This window comes from Massilia sp. METH4, assembly GCF_037094685.1.
Taxonomy (GTDB): domain Bacteria; phylum Pseudomonadota; class Gammaproteobacteria; order Burkholderiales; family Burkholderiaceae_D; genus Rugamonas.
Map to the genome: position 1 here is coordinate 6,322,773 of NZ_CP146614.1, position 18,497 is coordinate 6,341,269.

Annotated in this window: 21 protein-coding genes; 10 read left to right on the forward strand and 11 right to left on the reverse strand. The window is 68.1% G+C overall.

The genetic code is table 11. The features are described 5' to 3' along the window. Positions 1–2 precede the first annotated feature (2 nt). Positions 3–968, reverse strand: a complete 966-nt coding sequence (locus V6Z91_RS27575; RefSeq protein WP_338763867.1) for a sulfonate ABC transporter substrate-binding protein — start codon at positions 966–968, stop codon at positions 3–5. Then, entirely contained in the window at positions 965–1,558 is a 594-nt protein-coding gene (ssuE, locus tag V6Z91_RS27580) for an NADPH-dependent FMN reductase (RefSeq protein WP_338763870.1), read from the reverse strand. The genes V6Z91_RS27575 and ssuE overlap by 4 nt, the downstream gene beginning before the upstream one ends. A gap of 195 nt (positions 1,559–1,753) precedes the next feature. On the opposite strand from ssuE, the gene V6Z91_RS27585 reads away from it, so the two are divergent. The 8 genes from V6Z91_RS27585 to V6Z91_RS27620 all read left to right on the forward strand — a co-directional run bounded on the left by V6Z91_RS27585 (position 1,754) and on the right by V6Z91_RS27620 (position 8,147). After that, complete coding sequence (locus V6Z91_RS27585) at positions 1,754–2,941, forward strand: acyl-CoA dehydrogenase family protein (protein ID WP_338763873.1); 1,188 nt, start codon at positions 1,754–1,756, stop codon at positions 2,939–2,941. A gap of 9 nt (positions 2,942–2,950) precedes the next feature. Next, complete coding sequence (locus V6Z91_RS27590; protein WP_338763876.1) at positions 2,951–3,739, forward strand: ATP-binding cassette domain-containing protein; 789 nt, start codon at positions 2,951–2,953, stop codon at positions 3,737–3,739. Further along, positions 3,732–4,397: a methionine ABC transporter permease gene (locus V6Z91_RS27595; RefSeq protein WP_338763879.1), complete on the forward strand. Its 666-nt coding sequence runs from the start codon at positions 3,732–3,734 to the stop codon at positions 4,395–4,397. Before V6Z91_RS27590 ends, V6Z91_RS27595 begins: the two co-directional genes overlap by 8 nt. A gap of 11 nt (positions 4,398–4,408) precedes the next feature. Next, on the forward strand, positions 4,409–5,224 hold the full coding sequence (locus tag V6Z91_RS27600; protein WP_338763882.1) for a MetQ/NlpA family ABC transporter substrate-binding protein: 816 nt from the start codon (positions 4,409–4,411) through the stop codon (positions 5,222–5,224). Between the two features lie 19 nt (positions 5,225–5,243). After that, the gene (locus tag V6Z91_RS27605) at positions 5,244–6,224 is read left to right on the forward strand and encodes an aliphatic sulfonate ABC transporter substrate-binding protein (protein ID WP_338763884.1); all 981 of its coding nucleotides are present in this window, start codon (positions 5,244–5,246) and stop codon (positions 6,222–6,224) included. A 14-nt stretch (positions 6,225–6,238) separates the two neighbouring features. Further along, positions 6,239–7,090 carry an ABC transporter permease gene (locus V6Z91_RS27610; RefSeq protein ID WP_338763887.1) on the forward strand — a complete coding sequence of 284 codons (852 nt, stop codon included), beginning with the start codon at positions 6,239–6,241 and terminating at the stop codon, positions 7,088–7,090. After that, positions 7,087–7,806: an ABC transporter ATP-binding protein gene (locus tag V6Z91_RS27615; RefSeq protein WP_338763889.1), complete on the forward strand. Its 720-nt coding sequence runs from the start codon at positions 7,087–7,089 to the stop codon at positions 7,804–7,806. The genes V6Z91_RS27610 and V6Z91_RS27615 overlap by 4 nt, the downstream gene beginning before the upstream one ends. Before the next feature lie 71 nt (positions 7,807–7,877). After that, the gene (locus tag V6Z91_RS27620) at positions 7,878–8,147 is read left to right on the forward strand and encodes a DUF2007 domain-containing protein (protein WP_338763892.1); all 270 of its coding nucleotides are present in this window, start codon (positions 7,878–7,880) and stop codon (positions 8,145–8,147) included. On the opposite strand, the gene epsC is transcribed toward V6Z91_RS27620, so the two are convergent. Further along, the gene (epsC, locus tag V6Z91_RS27625; RefSeq protein WP_338763895.1) at positions 8,148–9,068 is read right to left on the reverse strand and encodes a serine O-acetyltransferase EpsC; all 921 of its coding nucleotides are present in this window, start codon (positions 9,066–9,068) and stop codon (positions 8,148–8,150) included. It lies immediately after the preceding gene. A 193-nt stretch (positions 9,069–9,261) separates the two neighbouring features. Here epsC and V6Z91_RS27630 point away from each other — a divergent pair, with 193 nt between their 5' ends. Further along, on the forward strand, positions 9,262–10,428 hold the full coding sequence (locus V6Z91_RS27630; protein ID WP_338763898.1) for a multidrug effflux MFS transporter: 1,167 nt from the start codon (positions 9,262–9,264) through the stop codon (positions 10,426–10,428). Positions 10,429–10,616: 188 nt separating this feature from the next. On the opposite strand, the gene V6Z91_RS27635 is transcribed toward V6Z91_RS27630, so the two are convergent. From V6Z91_RS27635 to V6Z91_RS27660, 6 genes are all read right to left on the reverse strand, one after another. Beyond that, positions 10,617–10,877, reverse strand: coding sequence for a hypothetical protein (locus V6Z91_RS27635; RefSeq protein ID WP_338763901.1), 261 nt, complete (start codon positions 10,875–10,877; stop codon positions 10,617–10,619). A 150-nt stretch (positions 10,878–11,027) separates the two neighbouring features. Next, entirely contained in the window at positions 11,028–11,699 is a 672-nt protein-coding gene (locus V6Z91_RS27640; RefSeq protein ID WP_338763904.1) for a metalloregulator ArsR/SmtB family transcription factor, read from the reverse strand. A 13-nt stretch (positions 11,700–11,712) separates the two neighbouring features. Next, complete coding sequence (locus tag V6Z91_RS27645; RefSeq protein WP_338763907.1) at positions 11,713–12,921, reverse strand: MFS transporter; 1,209 nt, start codon at positions 12,919–12,921, stop codon at positions 11,713–11,715. Between the two features lie 48 nt (positions 12,922–12,969). After that, positions 12,970–13,413 (reverse strand): thioredoxin TrxC, encoded by a 444-nt coding sequence (trxC, locus tag V6Z91_RS27650; RefSeq protein ID WP_338763909.1) that lies wholly within the window; start codon positions 13,411–13,413, stop codon positions 12,970–12,972. Next, entirely contained in the window at positions 13,410–13,676 is a 267-nt protein-coding gene (locus V6Z91_RS27655) for a hypothetical protein (protein ID WP_338763911.1), read from the reverse strand. The genes trxC and V6Z91_RS27655 overlap by 4 nt, the downstream gene beginning before the upstream one ends. A 219-nt stretch (positions 13,677–13,895) precedes the next feature. Then, positions 13,896–14,489: a phasin family protein gene (locus V6Z91_RS27660; protein WP_338763914.1), complete on the reverse strand. Its 594-nt coding sequence runs from the start codon at positions 14,487–14,489 to the stop codon at positions 13,896–13,898. 347 nt (positions 14,490–14,836) lie between these two features. Between V6Z91_RS27660 and V6Z91_RS27665 the strand changes: the two genes are divergently transcribed. Then, on the forward strand, positions 14,837–15,268 hold the full coding sequence (locus tag V6Z91_RS27665) for a hypothetical protein (protein ID WP_338763917.1): 432 nt from the start codon (positions 14,837–14,839) through the stop codon (positions 15,266–15,268). On the opposite strand, the gene V6Z91_RS27670 is transcribed toward V6Z91_RS27665, so the two are convergent. After that, positions 15,253–17,799 carry an excinuclease ABC subunit UvrA gene (locus tag V6Z91_RS27670; protein WP_338763920.1) on the reverse strand — a complete coding sequence of 849 codons (2,547 nt, stop codon included), beginning with the start codon at positions 17,797–17,799 and terminating at the stop codon, positions 15,253–15,255. The two genes, V6Z91_RS27665 and V6Z91_RS27670, sit on opposite strands and share 16 nt — an antisense overlap. After that, the gene (locus V6Z91_RS27675; protein WP_338763923.1) at positions 17,796–18,494 is read right to left on the reverse strand and encodes an SOS response-associated peptidase; all 699 of its coding nucleotides are present in this window, start codon (positions 18,492–18,494) and stop codon (positions 17,796–17,798) included. The genes V6Z91_RS27670 and V6Z91_RS27675 overlap by 4 nt, the downstream gene beginning before the upstream one ends. Positions 18,495–18,497 lie beyond the last annotated feature (3 nt).

Sequence of the window (18,497 nt, forward strand, 5' to 3'; positions counted from 1 at the left end):
GCTTACTTGGCCGATGCCAGCACGGCATCGGCGATGGTGATGGGTTTCGGGATCAACTTCAGCTTGGCAAAAGCGTCGGCGATCTTCTGCTGCTCGCGCAGCACGTCCGGCGACACGGGCTTCACGCCATAGCTGTAGCGCGAAGCGGCCAGTTCGACCACGCTCGGGTCGAGTCCCGTCTGCGCCGACAGGATCGCCGATACCTCCCTGGCGTTGTCGCGGCCCCAGTCGTCGACCTTGGCGATCTCCTCCAGCAGCACCTGCTGCAAGGCCGGATTGCGCCGTGCCCAGTCGCGCGAGGCCAGGTAGAACTGGTGGTTGGCCACCAGGCCCTTGCCGTCCACGAGCACGCGGGCGCCCAGCTGCTTCTGCGCCGCGGCGAAGAACGGGTCCCAGATCACCCAGGCATCCACGGAACCGCGCTCGAATGCGGCGCGCGCATCTGCCGGCGGCAGGTACACGGGCTGGATATCCTTGTACGCGACGCCCGCCTGCTCCAGCGCGCGCAGCAGCAGGTAGTGCACGTTGGAGCCCTTGTTCAGCGCCACGCGCTTGCCCTTGAGCTGCGCCACGCTCTGGAGCTTTGACTCCTTCCGCACGACGATCGCCTCGCTGTGCGGCGACGGCGGCTCGTTGCCGACATAGACCAGGTTGGCGCCGGCCGCCTGGGCAAAGATGGGCGGCGCTTCGCCGACGGTGCCGAAATCGATCGAGCCCACGTTCAGGCCCTCGAGCAGTTGCGGGCCGGCCGGGAATTCCGTCCACTGCACCGTCACGCCCTGCGGCGCCAGGCGCTTTTCCAGCGTGCCGCGGCCCTTGAGGAGCGTGAGCGTGCCGTATTTCTGGTAGCCGATGCGCACGACCTTCTTGTCCTGCGCATGGGCGAGCTGGAATGCGCCCGCGACGGCGGTGGCTACCAGCAGGCCCAGCGTGCGGCGACGGGCGGCGCGGTTCCCTTGCTGCGTCATGCTGCCGCCCTTGCCGCGAAAGCGTGTTCCTGGGGTGTGCGCGCCGCATCGCCGGCCGCGCGGCGGTAACCGAGCGCGCAGTCCAGCGCGGCCACGCCGGCCGCCACGCGCGCGGCGATTTCCGGTGCCAGCGTCACGCCTTCGTGATCGGACCACTGCACCTGCTGGGCGGTGGCGTAGATGCTGGTCAGCACCTGGTCCGCTTCCAGCGCATGCAGCACGGGGCGCAGCGCGTAGTCGAGGGCCAGCAGGTGCGACTGGCTGCCGCCCGTGGCGACCGGCAGCACGACCTTGCCGGCCAGGCCGTTTTGCGGCAGCAGGTCCAGGAAGGCTTTCAGGACGCCCGAATAGGCTGCCTTGTATACGGGTGTGGCGACGATCACTGCTTGCGCTTCGGCGACTTCGGCCAGCGCCGCCTGCAGCACGGGATTGGTCGCGTCGGCCGCCAGCAGGGCCTGGGCGGGCAGGTCGCGCACGTTCAGCCGGGTGCTGCGGTGGCCATGCACGGCCAGCTTGTCGCCGATGTGATGCAGGAGCCGGCTGGACGTGGACGGGACCGCGGGGCTGCCGGAAATCAGAAGGATGCTCATGGTGTTCGCCTTGTTATGACAGTTCAGTGCCTGCAAGGCTAAGGCACGGTCACCCATTAAAGAACGAATGCTTTCGCACTTCGATATGTGATTTTTTAAGCATGATTTTCCCGCATATGGATGCGTGGTTTTCTTCGTGGACTGTTGCTTGGGCCGGGCGCAATACTGCGCGGGTCTTCACTCTCGGGACCATCCATGAACGCACCAGAACCCGCCCTGCGGCAGACGGACCCGCTGGCCATTGCCGCGTCGCTGGCCGAGGAACTCGCCGCCACCGCCGTCGCCCGCGATGCCGCCGGCGGCCACGCGCGCCACGAACGCCAGTTGATCCGTGCCTCCGGCCTGCTCACGCTGTCGATCCCCACGGACTTCGGCGGCCAGGGCGCCGGCTGGGACACCACCCTGCTGGCCGTGCGCATCCTGGCCCGCGCCGACAGCGCGCTAGCCCACGTGTTCGCCTTCCACCACCTGCAGCTGGCCGGCATCCAGCTCTACGGCACGCAGCAACAGCAACGCCACCTGCTGCACGCGACCGTGGACGACAAACTGTTCTGGGGAAATGCGCTGAACCCGCTGGATCGCCGGCTGGTCGCGGCCGACGCCAAGGGCGGCTACCTGCTGAACGGCACCAAGAGCTTCGCCTCCGGTTCGGTGGGCTCGGACTGGCTGACGATCTCCGCCTGGCACCAGAGCACCCAGACGTCGCTGATCGGCGTGCTGCCGACAGGGGCGGACGGCGTGGACGTGCGCGCCGACTGGGACGCGTTCGGCCAGAAGCAGACCGACAGCGGCACCGTGCAATTCCACGGCACACTGCTGCCGATCGGCCTCGTGCTGCAGCAACCCGGCCAGGCCGCTACCCCGCTGTCCACCGTGCGCTCGCAGGTCGCCCAACTGATCATGACGAACCTGTACCTGGGCATCGCCGAAGGGGCGTTCGACGCGGCGCGCGAATATACCGCCAGCGAGGCGCGGCCCTGGTTCGCCTCAAGCGTGGAGCGCGCCGTGGACGACCCGTTCGTGCAGCACCGCTACGGCGAGCTGTGGACGCTGCTGCGCCCGGCCGTGGTGCTGGCCGACCACGCGGGGCGCGAACTGGAGCGCGTATTCCGGCTGGGGAGCGACGTGACGGCGCGCGAGCGCGGCGAGCTCGCGATCGCCGGTGCCGAGGCGAAGGTGCTGGCGCACCGCGCCGCCATCGAGATCGGCAGCCAGCTGTTCGAGCTGACGGGCGCCCGTTCCACGTCGGCCCGTTTCGGCCTGGACCGCTACTGGCGCAATGCCCGCGTGCACACGCTGCACGACCCGGTCGACTACAAGTACCGTGACCTGGGCCGCTATGCGCTGTCCGGCACGCTGCCCGAACCCACTCCCTATTCCTGATTGAACGCGATGAATGCCATTCATGGCCTGCCGGCGGCCGGTCCGCTGATCCGGCTGCGCAACGTATCGAAATCCTTCGGTGGCCGCGTGGCCGCCGTGCGCGACGTATCGCTCGATATCGCCGCCGGCGAGATCTTCGGCATCGCCGGCCGCAGCGGCGCCGGCAAGTCCACGCTGCTGCGCCTGTTCAACCTGCTGGAACGCCCGGACGCCGGCACGGTCACCGTCGACGGCCAGGAACTCACGCGCCTGGACAAGCGCGCGCTGCGCGCGGCCCGCCAGAACATCGGCATGATCTTCCAGGGTTTCAACCTGCTCCAGAACGCCACGGTGGCCGACAACGTGGCCTTTCCCCTGAAGATCCACGGCGGCCGTTCGCGTGACGACATCGCGCGGCGCGTGGCCGATTGCCTGGCGCTGGTGCACCTGGAAGACAAGCCGGGCGCCTACCCGGCTGAACTTTCCGGCGGCCAGCGCCAGCGCGTGGCGATCGCCCGCGCGCTGGCCAGCGGCCCGGCCGTGCTGCTGTGCGACGAACCCACGTCCGCCCTCGATGCCGAGACCACCCGCAGCATCCTGGCCACGCTCGCCGACGTGAACGCGCGGCTGGCCGTGACGATCGTGATCGTCAGCCACGAGCTCGACGTGCTGGCCGCGCTGTGCCAGCGCGTGGCCGTGATCGAGGATGGCGCGGTGGCCGAAATCGTACGGCCCCATGCTCCCCAGGCGGTCACGGCGCTGGGCCGCGAGCTGCTTGGCCTGTTCAATGCGTCCAGCCGGGAGAGCCTCCATGCCTGAACAACAATGGCTGGATCTGTTGCCCGAGCTGTGGACGGCGCTGGGGCAGACGCTGACGATGCTGGCCATCGGCCTCTCGGCCGCCGTGCTGCTGGGTGGCCCGCTGGGCGTGCTGCTGTTCCTCGTCTCGCGCGGCCAGCCGCTGCAAAACCGCTTCGCGGCCGCGGTGCTGGGCTGGTTCGTCAATACCGTGCGCTCGTTCCCGTTCATCATCCTGCTGGTGGCGCTGGTGCCGCTCACGCGCCTCATCGCCGGCACCTCGATCGGGCCGCTGGCGGCCAGCGTGCCGCTGTCCTGCGCCGCCATCCCCTATTTCGCCCGGCTGGTCGAACAGAACCTGCGCGAGGTGCCGCGCGGCGTGATCGAGGCGGCCCACGCGATGGGCGCCAGCGAGCTGCAGATCGTGTTGCGCGTGCTGCTGGTGGAAGCGCGTTCGGGCCTCGTGCTCGCGCTGACGGTGCTCGCGATCAGCTTCCTGTCCTATTCGGCCGTGGCCGGCGTGGTGGGCGGCGGCGGCATCGGCGACCTGGCCATCCGCTACGGCTACTACCGCTTCGAGACCGAGATGATGATCGCCACCGTGGTGCTGCTGGTGCTGATCGTGCAACTGATTCAATTCACCGGCGGCCGCCTCGCGCGCCGCCTCGACAAACGCTAGGAGTGTTATCAATGACCTTTCAAAGACGTGCGCTGCTGTTCGCGCTGCTGCTCGCTTCGCTGGGGGCCCACGCGAAGGAGCCGAAGGAACTGGTGATCGGCACCAGCGCCGGCCCGTATGCCGACCAGGTAAAGCTGGGCATCAAGCCGATCCTGGAGCGCCAGGGCTACAAGGTGAAGCTGGTCGAATTCAACGACTATATCCAGCCCAACTTCGCGCTGGCCGAAGGCTCGCTCGATGCCAACGTGTTCCAGCACGTGGTCTACCTGAACAAGTTCGCCACGGAGCACAAGCTGGCCATCGCGCCCCTGGTGACGGTGCCGACCGCGCCGATCGCCATCTACAGCAAGAAGCACAGGAGCCTTGCCGAGGTGAAGGAAGGCAGCACCGTCGCGCTGCCGAACGACCCGACCAACCAGGCGCGCGCTCTCGTGATGCTGGAGCAGCTGGGCTGGATCAGGCTGCGGCCGGGTGTCGATCCGGTGCGCGCTTCCGAGCGCGACGTGGCGCAGAACGTGAAGAAGATCCGGCTCGTCCCGCTGGAGGCGGCCCAGCTGCCCCGCTCCCTGCAGGATACCGACTACTCCTTCGTCAACGGGAACTATGCGCTGGCCTCGGGCCTGAAGCTGCGCGACGCGCTCAAGACGGAAAAGATCTCGCCCAACTATGTGAACCTGGTCGCCGTGAAGACGGCCGACAAGGACAAGCAGTTCGCCAGGGATATCGCCGCCGCCTACCGCTCGCGCGAATTCCTGGCCGTCACCAACCGGCACTTTGCCGACTATGCCAAGACGGATTACCAGCTCGCGCTGGAAGCCGCAAAATAAGAATCGAAGGAAGAACACGATGCAACGCCGTACTTTGTTGAAATCCATGGCCGGTGCCGCCGCGGCCGTGGCCATCCCCTCGCTGGCGCGCGCCGCCGCCCCGTTGAAGGAGCTGCGGCTCGATTACGCGTATTACTCGCCGCCGAGCCTCGTCTTGAAACGCTTCGGCTGGCTGGAGGAAGCGTTCAAGCCGGCGGGCACCGAGGTGAAATGGGTGCTGTCGGCCGGCAGCAACCGGGCGCTCGAGTACCTGAACGGCAACAGCATCGACATCGGTTCCTCGGCCGGCCTGGCGGCGCTGCTGGCGCGCGCGAACGGCAATCCGATCCGCACGCCCTATATCTACTCGCGCCCGGAATGGACGGCTCTCGTGGTGCGCAAGGATTCACCGATCCGCTCGGTGGCCGACCTGAAGGGCAAGAAGGTGGCGGCCACGAAGGGCACCGATCCCTACCTGTTCCTGCTGCGCTCCCTGAAGCAGGCCGGCCTGAAGCGCGGCGATATCGAACACGTGGCCCTGCAGCATGCCGACGGGCGCACCGCGCTGGAGCAGGGCCGGGTCGATGCCTGGGCCGGGCTCGATCCGCACATGGCGGCCAGCGAGCTGGAAGGCGGCGCGCGGCTGGTCTACCGGAACGTGGCGTTCAACACCTATGGCTTCCTGAACGTGCGCGAGGCGTTCCTCGCGCAGCGGCCGGAAGAAGTATCGCGCGTGCTGGCCGCATATGAGCGGGCGCGCAAGTGGATCATCGCCCATCCTTCCGAGGCGGCCCGCATCCTGTCCGAGGAAGCGAAGGTCTCGTTGCCGGTGGCGCTGCTGCAGGTAAAGCTGCGCACCGATTTCTCGCAGCCGCAGCCGGGCGACGAGCACGTGGCCGCACTGCGGCAGGCCGCGCCGATCCTGCAGCAGGAAGCGCTGGTGAAGCCGGGCACGAACCTGGACAAGACGATTGACGAGCTGGTCGACACCCGCTTCGCCCGCGCGCTGACGAAGGCTTGACGATGGCGCCGCCCGTGCTGCATTCGACCATCGAGCTGGTGGGCGCACGGCCCGCCGACGACACGGCGCCGCCCGCGCCGGCACCGGCCGCGCCGCGCCCGCGCACGCGGCCGCATCGGGCCTGGGGCTTGCTGGTGCCGGCCCTGGCGCTCGCCGGCGTCGAAGCACTGGTGCGCTCCGGCGCCGTGCCCGCGCACCTGCTGCCGCCGCCCTCCGAGCTTGCCGGCACGCTGGCGCAGCTGGCGCAGGCGGACTTGCTGTGGCATGTGCTCGCCAGTTCGCTGCGCGTCATCGCCGGCTACGCGGCGGGCGGGCTGCTGGGCATCGCGGTGGGCGCGGCGGTGGGGTTGGACGCGCGGATCGCCACCCTGCTCGATCCCACGTTCCAGGCGCTGCGCGCGGTGCCCTCGCTGGCCTGGGTGCCGCTCCTCCTGCTGTGGCTGGGGATTGACGAGGCGCCCAAGCTCGTGCTGATCGCGATTGGCGCCTTCTTCCCCGTCTACATGGGTGCCGCCTCGGGCATCGCCGGCGTGGACCGCAAGCTGGTCGAGGTGGGAAGGCTCTACCGCCTGAGCGGCGCGGCGCTGGCGCGGCGGGTACTGCTGCCGGCCGCGCTGCCGTCGCTGATGACGGGTTTGCGCAACGGCCTGTCGCTGGCCTGGATGTTCATGGTGGCGGCCGAGCTGATCGCCGCCAGCAAGGGGCTGGGTTATCTGCTCAGCGATGGCCGCGAAACGGGCCGCGCCGACATCGTGCTGGCGGCGATCCTGCTGCTGGCACTGCTGGGCAAGGCCAGCGACACCCTGATGCGCCGCCTGGAGACCCGGCTGCTGGCGTGGCGCGACGACCTGGCGAGGGCGGCATGAGCATCGTGGCAACGCCGGTTCTCGACATTTACGTGCAGCGCAAGGCCTTCGGCGACCGCGTCGTGCTGCGCGACCTGCGGCTGCGGCTGGCTGAAGGCGAATTCGTGTCGCTGATCGGCGCCAGCGGCAGCGGCAAGAGCAGCCTGCTGACCATCGTGGCGGGGCTGGACCGCGATTGGCAAGGGCGCGTCACGCTCGACGGCAAGGCGCTCGACGGCGTGTCGGCCGACATCGGCCTGATTTTCCAGGAACCGCGGCTGTTCCCCTGGCTGACGGTGGCGCAGAACGTGGCCTTCGGCGGCGCTGCCGACCCGGCGCCGCTGCTGGCCGACGTGGGCCTCGACGGCTTGGGCGAGCGCCTTCCCCGCCAGCTGTCCGGCGGGCAGGCGCAGCGCGCCGCGATCGCGCGCGGCCTGTTCAACCGCCCGCGCGTGCTGCTGCTGGACGAGCCCTTCTCGGCCGTCGATGCCTTCACCCGCATCCGGCTGCAGGACCTGCTGCGACGCGTGGCGCGCGAGCACGCTCTGACGATCCTGATGGTGACGCACGACCTCGACGAGGCCCTGTTCCTCAGCGACCGGATCGTGCTGCTCGACGGCGGCGCCCTGCGCGCCACGTACACGCCGCCGCCGGGCCCGCGCCGCCGCGACGATCCGGGACAGGCGGCATTGAAGGGCCGCATCCTGGACGAGCTGTACGCCGCCCACGCATTGTAGAGCCAGCGGGGCGCCCTTCCCTGTTCCGGTCGGCCATAATCCATCAAAAGCGGCCGAAACAGGAGACGCCCATGGACACCGACATCAAGGATGACTACGCGATCGCGGCCCGTTGCCTCGACCCCGTGCAGGCGCACGTGCTGCGCGGCTGCCTGGAGGCGGCCGGCATCCGCGCCGCCGTCATGGACGAGCACCACTCGCAAGTGGACCAGCTGATCTCGCCCGCGCTGGGCGGCGCCCGCGTGCTCGTGCACGAGCGCGACCTGGCCGCCGCCAAGGACGTGCTCGCCGCGTTCGAGCGCGGCGACCTGGCGTTGCGGGACGGCGAGATGCCGGAATGATCAATCGCTGCGGTTCTGCGCCTGCGATACATTGCTGTTCGGCGGCACGCTCTGCGTGAGCCACACATTGCCGCCGATGGTGGAGCCGGCGCCGATCGTGATGCGGCCCAGCACGGTGGCGCCGGCGTAGATCACCACGTCGTCCTCGACGATCGGGTGGCGCGGCGTGCCCTTGATCAACATGCCCGACTCATCGGCCGGGAAGCGTTTCGCGCCGAGGGTGACGTGCTGGTAAAGCCGTACGCGCTCGCCCAGGATCGCCGTTTCGCCGATCACCACGCCGGTGCCGTGGTCGATGAAGAAGCTGGCGCCGATCTGCGCGGCCGGGTGGATGTCGATGCCCGTCAGCGTATGGCTGATGTCGCAGATCATGCGCGCGATGAACGGCGAGCCGAGCTTGTGCAACTGGTGCGCAAGCCGATAGTGCAGGATGGCGATCGTGCCGGGATAGCACAGCATGATCTCGGCGATCGAGGTAGCGGCCGGGTCGCCGGCATAGGCGGCCTGCACGTCGGACACGAGCAATGCGCGGATGTCCGGCAGGCTGGCCGCGAACGCGCGCGTGATCTCGTGTGCCTTGTGCGTGAGCGTCTCTTCCGTCAGCTCGGCATCGTCGGCGAATTGCAGGCCGCGCCGCACCTGCTCGGTGAGGCGGTTCAGCGTGGTGTTCAGCGTGTCGCCGACGAAGTAATCGATGCTCTCGTCCGTCAGGTTCGGCCGGCCGTAGTGCGTGGGGAAGAGCACGGCCGACAGGCCGTTGACGATGGTGGTCAGCGCCTCGCGCGAAGGCAGTTCGCGCACGCGGCGCTGGTGGCGGATGTTGTGCGTGGCCTCGCGCGAAACGCGCAGTGCGGCGACCACGGCATCCAGGTCCCAATGGGCCGGCTTCACGCCGGTGCCGTCGAAGGTATCGATTGTCATGTTCTTCTCTACTCATGTGGTGCGCAGGCTGCGCGCACGCGCATTCTACGAGCATCCGCGCCTGGCCGGTTATGCAATAAGTTCATATCGATATGAGAATGAACGAGCACGTCTGTGAACGGAAGCGGCCCCGGCAGGCGAAATGCGGCTGGCGTACAATATGCGCCCCAAAAACAATAACGATACTCTCTCCATGAATATTCTGCTGACGCTGCTGTTGGCCGGCCTGACGATGGTGGGGCCGCTGGCCATCGATACCTACCTGCCCTCGTTCCCCGCCATCGCGCAGGAGTTCGGCGCCACGCCGATCGCGATCCAGCAGACGCTGTCGCTGTTCCTGTTCTGCTTCGCGCTCATGATGCTGTTCTACGGCACGCTGTCGGATACGCTGGGCCGCCGCCCCGTCATCCTGTTCTCGCTGGTGCTGTACATCGCGGCCTCGGTGGGCGGCGCGCTGGCGGGATCGCTCGGATTCCTGCTCATCTGCCGCGTGCTCCAGGGCTTGTCGTCGGGCGCCGGCACAGTGGTGGGCCGCGCGATCGTGCAGGACCGCTTCGAGGGCGCCGACGCGCAACGCATCCTCGGCCACATCATGATGGTGTTCGGCCTGGCGCCCGCGCTGGCGCCGATCCTGGGAGGCTGGTTGCAGGTATCGCTGGGCTGGCGCTCGATCTTCTGGTTCCTCGCCCTGTTCGGCGTGCTGATGCTGTTCGCCGTGTGGCGCTGGCTGCCGGAGAGCCTGCCGCGCGAGAAGCGGCACCCGTTCGAGGTCAAGCTCATCGCCGGCAACTACCTGAAGGTGCTGCGCAACCCGCGCTTCCTGCTGCTGTCGGCCGCGCTGGGCGTGGCCTTCGGCGGTTTCGCGCTGTACATCGGCTCGGCCGCCTACTTCATCATGAACATCCTGCACCTGCCGGAGACGGCTTTCGGCTGGCTGTTCATTCCGCTGGTGGCGGGCATGGTGGTGGGATCGGCGCTGTCGGGCAAGCTGGCGCGCTCGTACTCCCAGGTAGAGCTCATCTGGATCAGCTATGCCGGCATGGCGCTGGCGGCGGTGGCCAATGTGGCCTACACGTATTTCTTCACGGCCGAGGTGCCGTGGGCCGTGCTGCCGCTGTTCTTCTACTCGCTGGCGCTGGCGCTGGCCATGCCGCCGCTGTCGCTGCTGGCGATGAACCTGTTCCCGCACAACAGCGGGCTGGCGGCATCGATGCAATCGTTCATCCAGATGACCTTGTTCGCGCTGGTATCCGGGCTCGTCGCGCCGCTGCTGTTCGACAGCGCGTTCAAGCTGGCTTGCGGTGTGCTGGGCTGTCTAGTGGTAAGCCTGCTGTGCTGGTTGCCCGCGCAACGCGTCTGATCCAGCCCAGCCCACCTGCGGTAAGAAGAAGGAAACTGCGGGGCTGTCTAGTGGTAAGCCTGCTGTGCTGGTTGCCCGCGCAACGCGTCTGATCCAGCCCAGCCCACCTGCGGTAAGAGAGAAGGAAACCGCGGGGCTGTTTGCTGGTCAGCCTGTTGTGCTGGTTGCCCGCCCAGCGCTATTGACCATCACGGCCATGGAGCGGGCGTCACGTCCAGGTATTGCGGGCCGCCCTGCTCCGGCTCCGGCGCTGACTGTGGCTCCTGCTTGAGCTTCTGGTCGGGCGGCAGGCCCAGGCCGAGGATTTCCTTGCGTCCTTCGACGAAATCGCTGGTGGACAGCCGGTGCTCCGTATCCGGCCAGTTGGCGATCGCCCAGTTCTGCACTTCCTCGAAGCGTTTCCAGACTTCCGCCACGAACTTGCGGCGCTCTTCTTCTTCCAGTGGCATGTTGACCTCCGTTGTGTTTTTGCTACTGTACACCACGACGGAGAAATCGGTCGCTATATAACAGCAACCGGTGACAGGCACCGGTTTCCGAGAAATGTTTCAAAAAACCGGGTGCCTGGGAGGAGTGATGGCGTGCACGCCATCACCGCTTCATGGGCGCCGAGCATGCTCCGCGAAACCCCCATCAAGCCACCGGGGTTCGGGGAGGGGTACGATGCGGTAGGCGCAGCGGCGGGCGCCGGCGAGCTGGTGTTCGGTGCGTTCGACCTGGCAGGCGGGGCCGAGTACGCGCTGGAAGACGTCGAGCTCGGAGCGGCAGAATTGCTGGCAGCTGCGGGCGGCGGCGCAGATCGGGCAGTGGTTTTCGACGAGCAACAGGCTACCGTCCGGCTGCGCTTCCACCTCGGCCATATAGCCTTCCACGTCGCGCGCCTGGGCCAGCGCGGCCACCCGCTCGGGCAGCGCCGCGGCGGTGCCGATGGTGTCGCGATAAAACGCTTCGCTGGCGGCTTCGCGCGAGACGATCAGCTTGTCGAGGCCTTCGTCGCCGAACAGCGTGCGCACCTGGTCGATCAGCGCGACGGTGAGATCGGCGTGGCGGTCCGGGAAACGCGCATGGCCGGCTTCCGTGAGCAGCCAGCGGCGCGCCGGGCGGCCCACTTTCTCGGCAACGTCCTCGAATGCCACGAGGCCTTTTTCCTCGGCCGCCTCGAGATGGCGCCGCGCGCCCATCGACGTCAGTTCCAGCAACTCGGCCAGTTGCTGCGCCGTCTTCGGTCCGCGCGTCTTCAGCAGGAACAGGATGCGGTCGGACGTGTTCATCAGTAAAACCCTTTCAATGTATTCCCAGCGCCGGCGCCAGTTCGCGGCGCCAGCCATGCAGCCGCCAGCCGGCCCAGATGCTCGACGCGGCGCCCACCGCCAGCACCAGCCGCGTGTCGATCAGCACCAGTACCGACCCGACGAGCGCCATCACGATCGTGGCCAGGCAGAAGGTGGTCGACATCAAGCCCATCACCGCGCCCTGGCCATGGGCGGCGAAGCGCTCGGCCGCCCATGGCTGCACGGTGGCGTTGAAGAAGGCATTCGGGATGCCGAACAGCGTGATGGCGGCCAGGCCCATCCACAGGTTGCCGACCGCCACGCAGCCGACCGCCAGCGCGATGCCCCAGGCGAACCAGCCGGCGCGGCGCAGCGAGTCGCCACCGGCATAGCGGCCCGCCACGACCGAGGCGGCCGTCATGATGCCGCACATCGCCATGTTGATCAGGGCGATGCGGGCGGCATCATACTGCCCTACCTCCACCAGCCACAACGGATAGAACTCGTAGAACGCGGCCACGCCGCAAAAGCCGGCAAGCTGGATGAAGAACAGCGTGCGCGGCTCGGCATGGCGCAGCAGGTTGAGCGCATGGCGGTGCCGCGCCACGTGCCAGACGGACGTGGTTTCCGCCGATGCCGGCTCGCGCGGCAAGGCCAGTGCCGCCAGCACGCCCGCCAGCACCAGCGCGCCGATGGCGGCGGCGAACGGCACCACGATGCCGAAGCCCAGCGTAAGGCCGGCCAGCAAGGGTCCTACCAGCCAGCCCAGGTGGAAAGCGCCATTGACGAGCGAGAGCCCGCGCGCCCGCTCGGCCCCGGTGAACTTTTCGGCGATCAGCGCCCGGCAGATCGAGCCATTCCCCTCCAGGAGGCCGGTGGCGAAGCGGGCCAGCACGAACAGCGGATAGGATTCCAGCACCAGCGCGAACGCCGTCAGCGCGTGGCCGGCGGCGGCGCCAAACGCGGTGGCCAGCAGCATCGGGCGGCGGCCGTAGCGGTCGGAGAGCGGCCCCAGCAAGGTGGCGCCGATCAGCAGGCCCAGCGGGTTGACGGTCAGCGCGATACCGAACAACAGCTTCGGCGGCAAGCCCATGAACACGTTGAGGCCATTGGCCACGCCGGATGCGAACAGCGGCGGCAGGATCGGGTACGGCAGCGACGCCCCGACGGTGGACAGCAACGCCAGCAGGCATGCCGCCGTAAGCAGGAGGAGATGGTTCATGCGCCGACTATACGGCGAACGCGACAATAAGTAAACGTTTCAATTTATTTATTGTCGAGACAGGTGCCCCTGCACCCAGGCGAGGATATTGTTGGCATCCATCGCGCCCGCCTGGCGCGCCACTTCGCGCCCGCCGCGGAACAGGGCCAGCGTGGGAATACTGCGGATGGCGTGGCGTGCACCGATGTCCTGGTTCGCTTCCGTATCCACTTTCACCACGCGGATGCGCGGTTCCAGCCGCTGCGTGGCTTGCGCGTAGAACGGCGCCATCGTTCGGCACGGGCCGCACCACGGCGCCCAGAAATCCACCAGCACGGGAATGTCGCTGCGCTCGACATGTTTCAGGAAGCGCGCGCTCGACAAGTCCACCGGCTTGCCGGTGAACAGCTCGAACTGGCATTTGCCGCACGTGGGCCCCTCGCCCAGCCGCTCGGAAGGAACACGGTTGACGGCGTCGCAATGGGGGCAAACGATGTGCAGCGGAGTGGTCATGGATTTTCCTGGGCGTTCCGGTTCTTGATGATGCCACGGACATTGGTCGCGGCCAGGCAGCAGTTTAATACGATCAAGGCCCATGCGTCGTCATGGAAGCCCCAGGCGATCCACATCGCATTGCTGACCAGGAAAACCACGAAACCGGAAAGGCGCCGGCCGGGACGCTGCGATGCCACCAGCCATGCCGCCAGCAGCGACGCCGCCATGGCCGGCCACTGCAACAGATCGATCCAATCCCCCATCATGCGCTCCTTGCTCATCCGTCGAACGGCGAGTGTAGCGGCCGGCCGCCGAACGCGGCGCATGGATCGTTCGGCAGGGGTGGGGCGGCAGGGGTGCGTCGATCAGGCCGAGGATGCGGCAGGGGTACGTCGATCAGGCGGAGGATGCGGCACGAGCGTGCCGCGAAGGCAATGCCGGGGCATCGCACCCGGCGCGCGGCCCGACCGGCATGGCGCCGCGCCGGGCCGGTCGTCGCATCAGGACGGCTGCCCTTCCTTGCGCTGCTGCTGGCCCGTTGCGGCACGGGCAGCCGCCTGCGCGGCCTGGGTCGCCTGGCTGGCAAGGTCGTGGCCATTGCCCATCGCGGCCCGTGCCTGGCGGGTGGCGCTGTCGACCATGCTGTCCAGCGGATTGGCCAGCTGGCGCATCGTGTCGTGCTGCTGCCGCAGCGTGCGCTCGGTTTCCTCGGAGGTCACGCGCGTGACTTCGTCGGTGAACTCGCGGGCGGCGCGCGCCGTTTCATCGGCGTGTTCGCTGGCTACGCGCACCAGCCGCGTCTGGCTATCGGCGGCGATCTTCGACAATTGCTGCTGCCAGGCGCGGAACCGGTCGGCAGCCGGCTGGGCGCGCGCGGCCGTGACTGAAAACACCTCGGTGGGTTTGTCAGCCGTGATGATTGCCTGGCTGGTGGACGCGGCATCTTCCAGCCACTTCTGTGCCAGCTGCAGGTTAACTTCGTTAAACTGCTGGGCCATCTGGAACAGCGAACGGGACATATCATTAAAGAACGAAACCTGTGCCTGCACGTGGTTCTTCGCGGCAGGCGTGATGCTTTGGGAAAAAGGAAACATGGTTGCCTCTTGTCGGTGATTGCAGTAATTGCAGCAGTTTTAGTCAACGATGCAAAAAATGCTGCTTGTCTGATGCCGATTGCTCGGCATTGTCTCCGGGCGACATCACGCGAAGTGATGCGAATGACAAGGCTACGTCTGCGGCGGCCTGAGAAGTATGATCTAGATCAAACGTGCGTGTCTCGACAACGGGATCGGCGGCTATCGTGCGCCAATTTGCCGCGAACGTCGCTATGTTCAGGGCAATGTGCCCCATCCGTGGGCCGCGTCCCCGCGCTGTGCGGGCGGGCGCGGCCGCTGCCGAGCGAGACGTCCAGAACAAGACCGGGGCAACGGGGAGTTGCGCAATGAATGCTACCCTGCTGACCCAGTATGCGGGACTGCTGCGAGCCGGCGTGATACTGGCGGTCGCGGTGCATGCCTTCGCGCTCGTGCCGCAGTTTCGCGCGAAACATTTCAAGCGACGTTACGTCAACACCAGCGTTCACGGCCTCGTGCTGGCGGTGGCGCATGGCGCCGTGCTGGTGCTGGCCGGTACCGAGCTGGCAGCGGGCGACACGCAGCGGCGCGCCGTCACAGTGACCTGGTGCCTCGGCATCGCCATCCTGCTGAACCTCGTGGTGGCGGTGCAGAACCTGCTGGCCGTGGTGGCCCTGGTGCGCCTGCACCGGCCCAGCGCCGTCATCGCGTACCACCTGCGCGCCGCCGTGCAGCCCATGGTGTGGTCAAGCGCCGCGCTGGCGTCGATCGCCTATGGCGCGATTCACGGCTGGTTCTGACGCCCAGCGCCGCCGTCCATCATGCGCCGCAGGTAAGGGCCGGTCCGGCTCTCCGCAACCTCGGCCACCACCGCCGGCGGCCCGGCGGCGACGATGCGCCCGCCCTCCTCGCCGGCGCCGGGACCGATGTCGATCACCCAGTCGCTGGCCGCCACCACGCGCATGTCGTGCTCGACGGCGATCACCGTATTGCCGGCGTCGACGAGCTTCTGCAACTGGGCGAGCAGCCGTTCAACATCCGCCGGGTGCAGCCCCGTCGTCGGTTCGTCGAGGATGTACAGCATGCTGCCGCGCGCGGCGCGCTGCAGTTCGGTGGCCAGCTTGATGCGCTGCGCCTCGCCGCCCGACAGTTCGGTTGCCGGTTGGCCCAGCCGCAGGTAACCCAGCCCCACGTCGCGCAGCACGTCGAGCGCGCGGCGCAGCGGCGGCTCGTCGGCGAAGAATTCCCAGGCCGCGTCCACCGTCATGCCCAGCACCTCGGCCACGTTGCGATCGCGGTAAGTCACCTCGAGCGTCTTCGCGTTGTAACGCGCGCCCTGGCACACCGGGCACGGCGCATACACGCTGGGCAGGAACAGCAGCTCCACCATCACGAAACCTTCGCCCTCGCAATTGTCGCAGCGCCCCTTGGCCACGTTGAAAGAGAAGCGCCCCGCGTCATAGCGGCGCGCCTTGGCCATCTTCGTGTCGGCGAACAGCTTGCGCACATGGTCGAACAGGCCCGTATAGGTGGCCAGGTTCGAGCGCGGCGTGCGCCCGATCGGCTTCTGGTCCACGCGCACCAGCCGGCGCACCTGTTCCAGCCCGGTGGTGATGCGCCCTTCCAGCACTGCCGGCTCCTGCTGCTGGTCCAACTCCTCGCCCTCCTCCGCCTCGGCGGCGGGCACGATGCCCAGCGCCCGCGTCACCAGCTCCACCAGCACCTGGCTGACGAGGGTCGACTTGCCGGAGCCGGAAACCCCCGTCACCGTCGTCAGCACGCCGAGCGGGAATGCGCACGACAGCCGGTGCAGGTTGTTGCGCGTGACGCCGGCCAGCTTCAGCCAGCCTTGGGGCGCGCGCGGCGCGCGGGCCGGCGGCGGCGCTTCGGGGAACAGGTAGCGGCGCGTCTGCGAACCGCTCACCTTCCGCAGCCCCTCCGGCGCGCCGCTGTACAGCACCTGCCCGCCCCCTTCGCCGGCGGCCGGCCCTACGTCCACCAGCCAGTCGGCATGGCGGATCACGTCCAGCGCGTGCTCGACCACGAACAGCGAATTGCCGGACGCCTTCAGGCGGTCCATCGCGCGCAGCAGCGCCACCGTGTCGGCCGGGTGCAGCCCGGCCGACGGCTCGTCCAGCACATAGACCACGCCGAACAGGTTCGAGCGCACCTGCGTGGCCAGCCGCAGGCGCTGCAATTCGCCGGGGGACAGCGTGGGCGTGCCGCGGTCGAGCTGCAGGTAGCCAAGGCCCAGGTCCAGCAGCACCTCCAGGCGGGCCATCACGTCCTGCGCGATGCGTTGCGTGACGATCAGTTTCTCCGGGTGCTCGGCGCGCTGCTTCGCGCTCGTTTTCGCCGTCCCGTCGGCATACGGCGCCATGGTCCGGGCCAGGCGTTTCAACGGCAGGCGCGCCAGCTCCGTGATGTCATGGCCGGCGAAGGTGACGGACAGCGCCTCCGGGCGCAACCGCCTGCCGCGGCAGGCCGGGCACTCGGTGCTGACCATATAGCGCGCCACGCGCTTCTTCATCGACGCGCTTTCCGTGTTCGCGAACGTCTGCAGCACGTACTTGCGAGCCCCCGTGAAGGTGCCCTGGTAGCTGGGCGTGTCCTTGCGCTTGAGCGCGCGGCGCGTCTCTTCGGGCGTGAGTCCCGCATACACGGGCACGGTGGGCTGCTCGTCGGTGAACAGGATCCAGTCGCGGATTTTCTTCGGCAGGTCGCGCCACGGCGTGTCGACGTCGTAGCCCAGCGTGACGAGGATGTCGCGCAGGTTCTGGCCATGCCAGGCGGTGGGCCAGGCCGCCACGGCGCGCTCGCGGATCGTCAGCGAATCGTCCGGCACCATCGAGGCTTCCGTGGCGTCGTACACCCGACCGAGGCCGTGGCATTGCGGGCAGGCGCCTTCCGGCGTGTTGGGGGAGAACGATTCGGCGTACAGCAGTTCCTGGCCGGGCGGATAGTCGCCGGCGCGCGAGTACAGCATGCGCAGCGAGTTCGACAGCGTGGTCACGCTGCCCACCGAGGAACGGGTGGTGGGCGTGCCGCGCTGCTGCTGCAGGGCGACGGCGGGCGGCAGGCCGTCGATCTCGTCCACCTGCGGCACCGGCATCTGGTGGAACAGCCGCCGCGCATACGGCGACACCGATTCGAGATAGCGGCGCTGCGCCTCGGCATACAGCGTGCCGAAGGCGAGCGACGACTTGCCGGAGCCGGAGACGCCCGTGAACACGACCAGCGCGTCGCGCGGGATCTCCACGTCCACGTTCTTCAGATTGTGTTCGCGCGCGCCCTTGACGGTGACGTAGCCCGGTCTCGCCTTGCCCGTCATTCCTCCTCCCCCTCGGCGGGGAGCGGGGTCGCCAGGTGCTCGCCATCGCGCCCGGCGTAATTGACCTCGGTACTCACGCGGTACCATTCGAACGCTTCCGGCCCCAGGGCCATCTGGCGCGCCAGCATCTCGGCCTGCTCGCGCGACAGTTCCGGGTCGAGCCAGGTCGCTGCGTCGGCCGCGTTCAGCACCACCGGGCGGCGGTCGTGCACGTCCACCATGCCGCCCGCGGCATCGGCCGTCACCAGCACGAAGCCCGATTCGGCCTTGTGCGCCGGGTTGTTGTCCCTGAGGGGTCCGAAGTTCGCCAGCGCCAGCATGAACAGCGGCTCGCGGTCCTTGCGGTGGATGTGCCAGGGCTGGCGATGACCCTTTTCGCCCGTCCACTCGTACCAGCCGTTGGCGGGCACGACGGCGCGCCCCGACTTCAGCAGCCGGCCCCAGTAATTGTTCGTGATCTTTTCGACGCGCGCGTTGACGCAGACGGGCAGCTTCTCGGCCGCCCAGGAGGCGCGGTAGCCCCAGTGGAGATCGTCGACATGCAGCTTGCCGTCGACGAGGTGCAACACCGGGCGGTAGGTGCCCGGCGCCGCGTTGAAGGTTGGCCGGGCCGCGCTGTCATAGACGGCGTCGGCCCAGCCGAAGGCGGCCACGTAGCGCCGCGCGATATCGTTTTGATCGAAACGTCCACACATGTT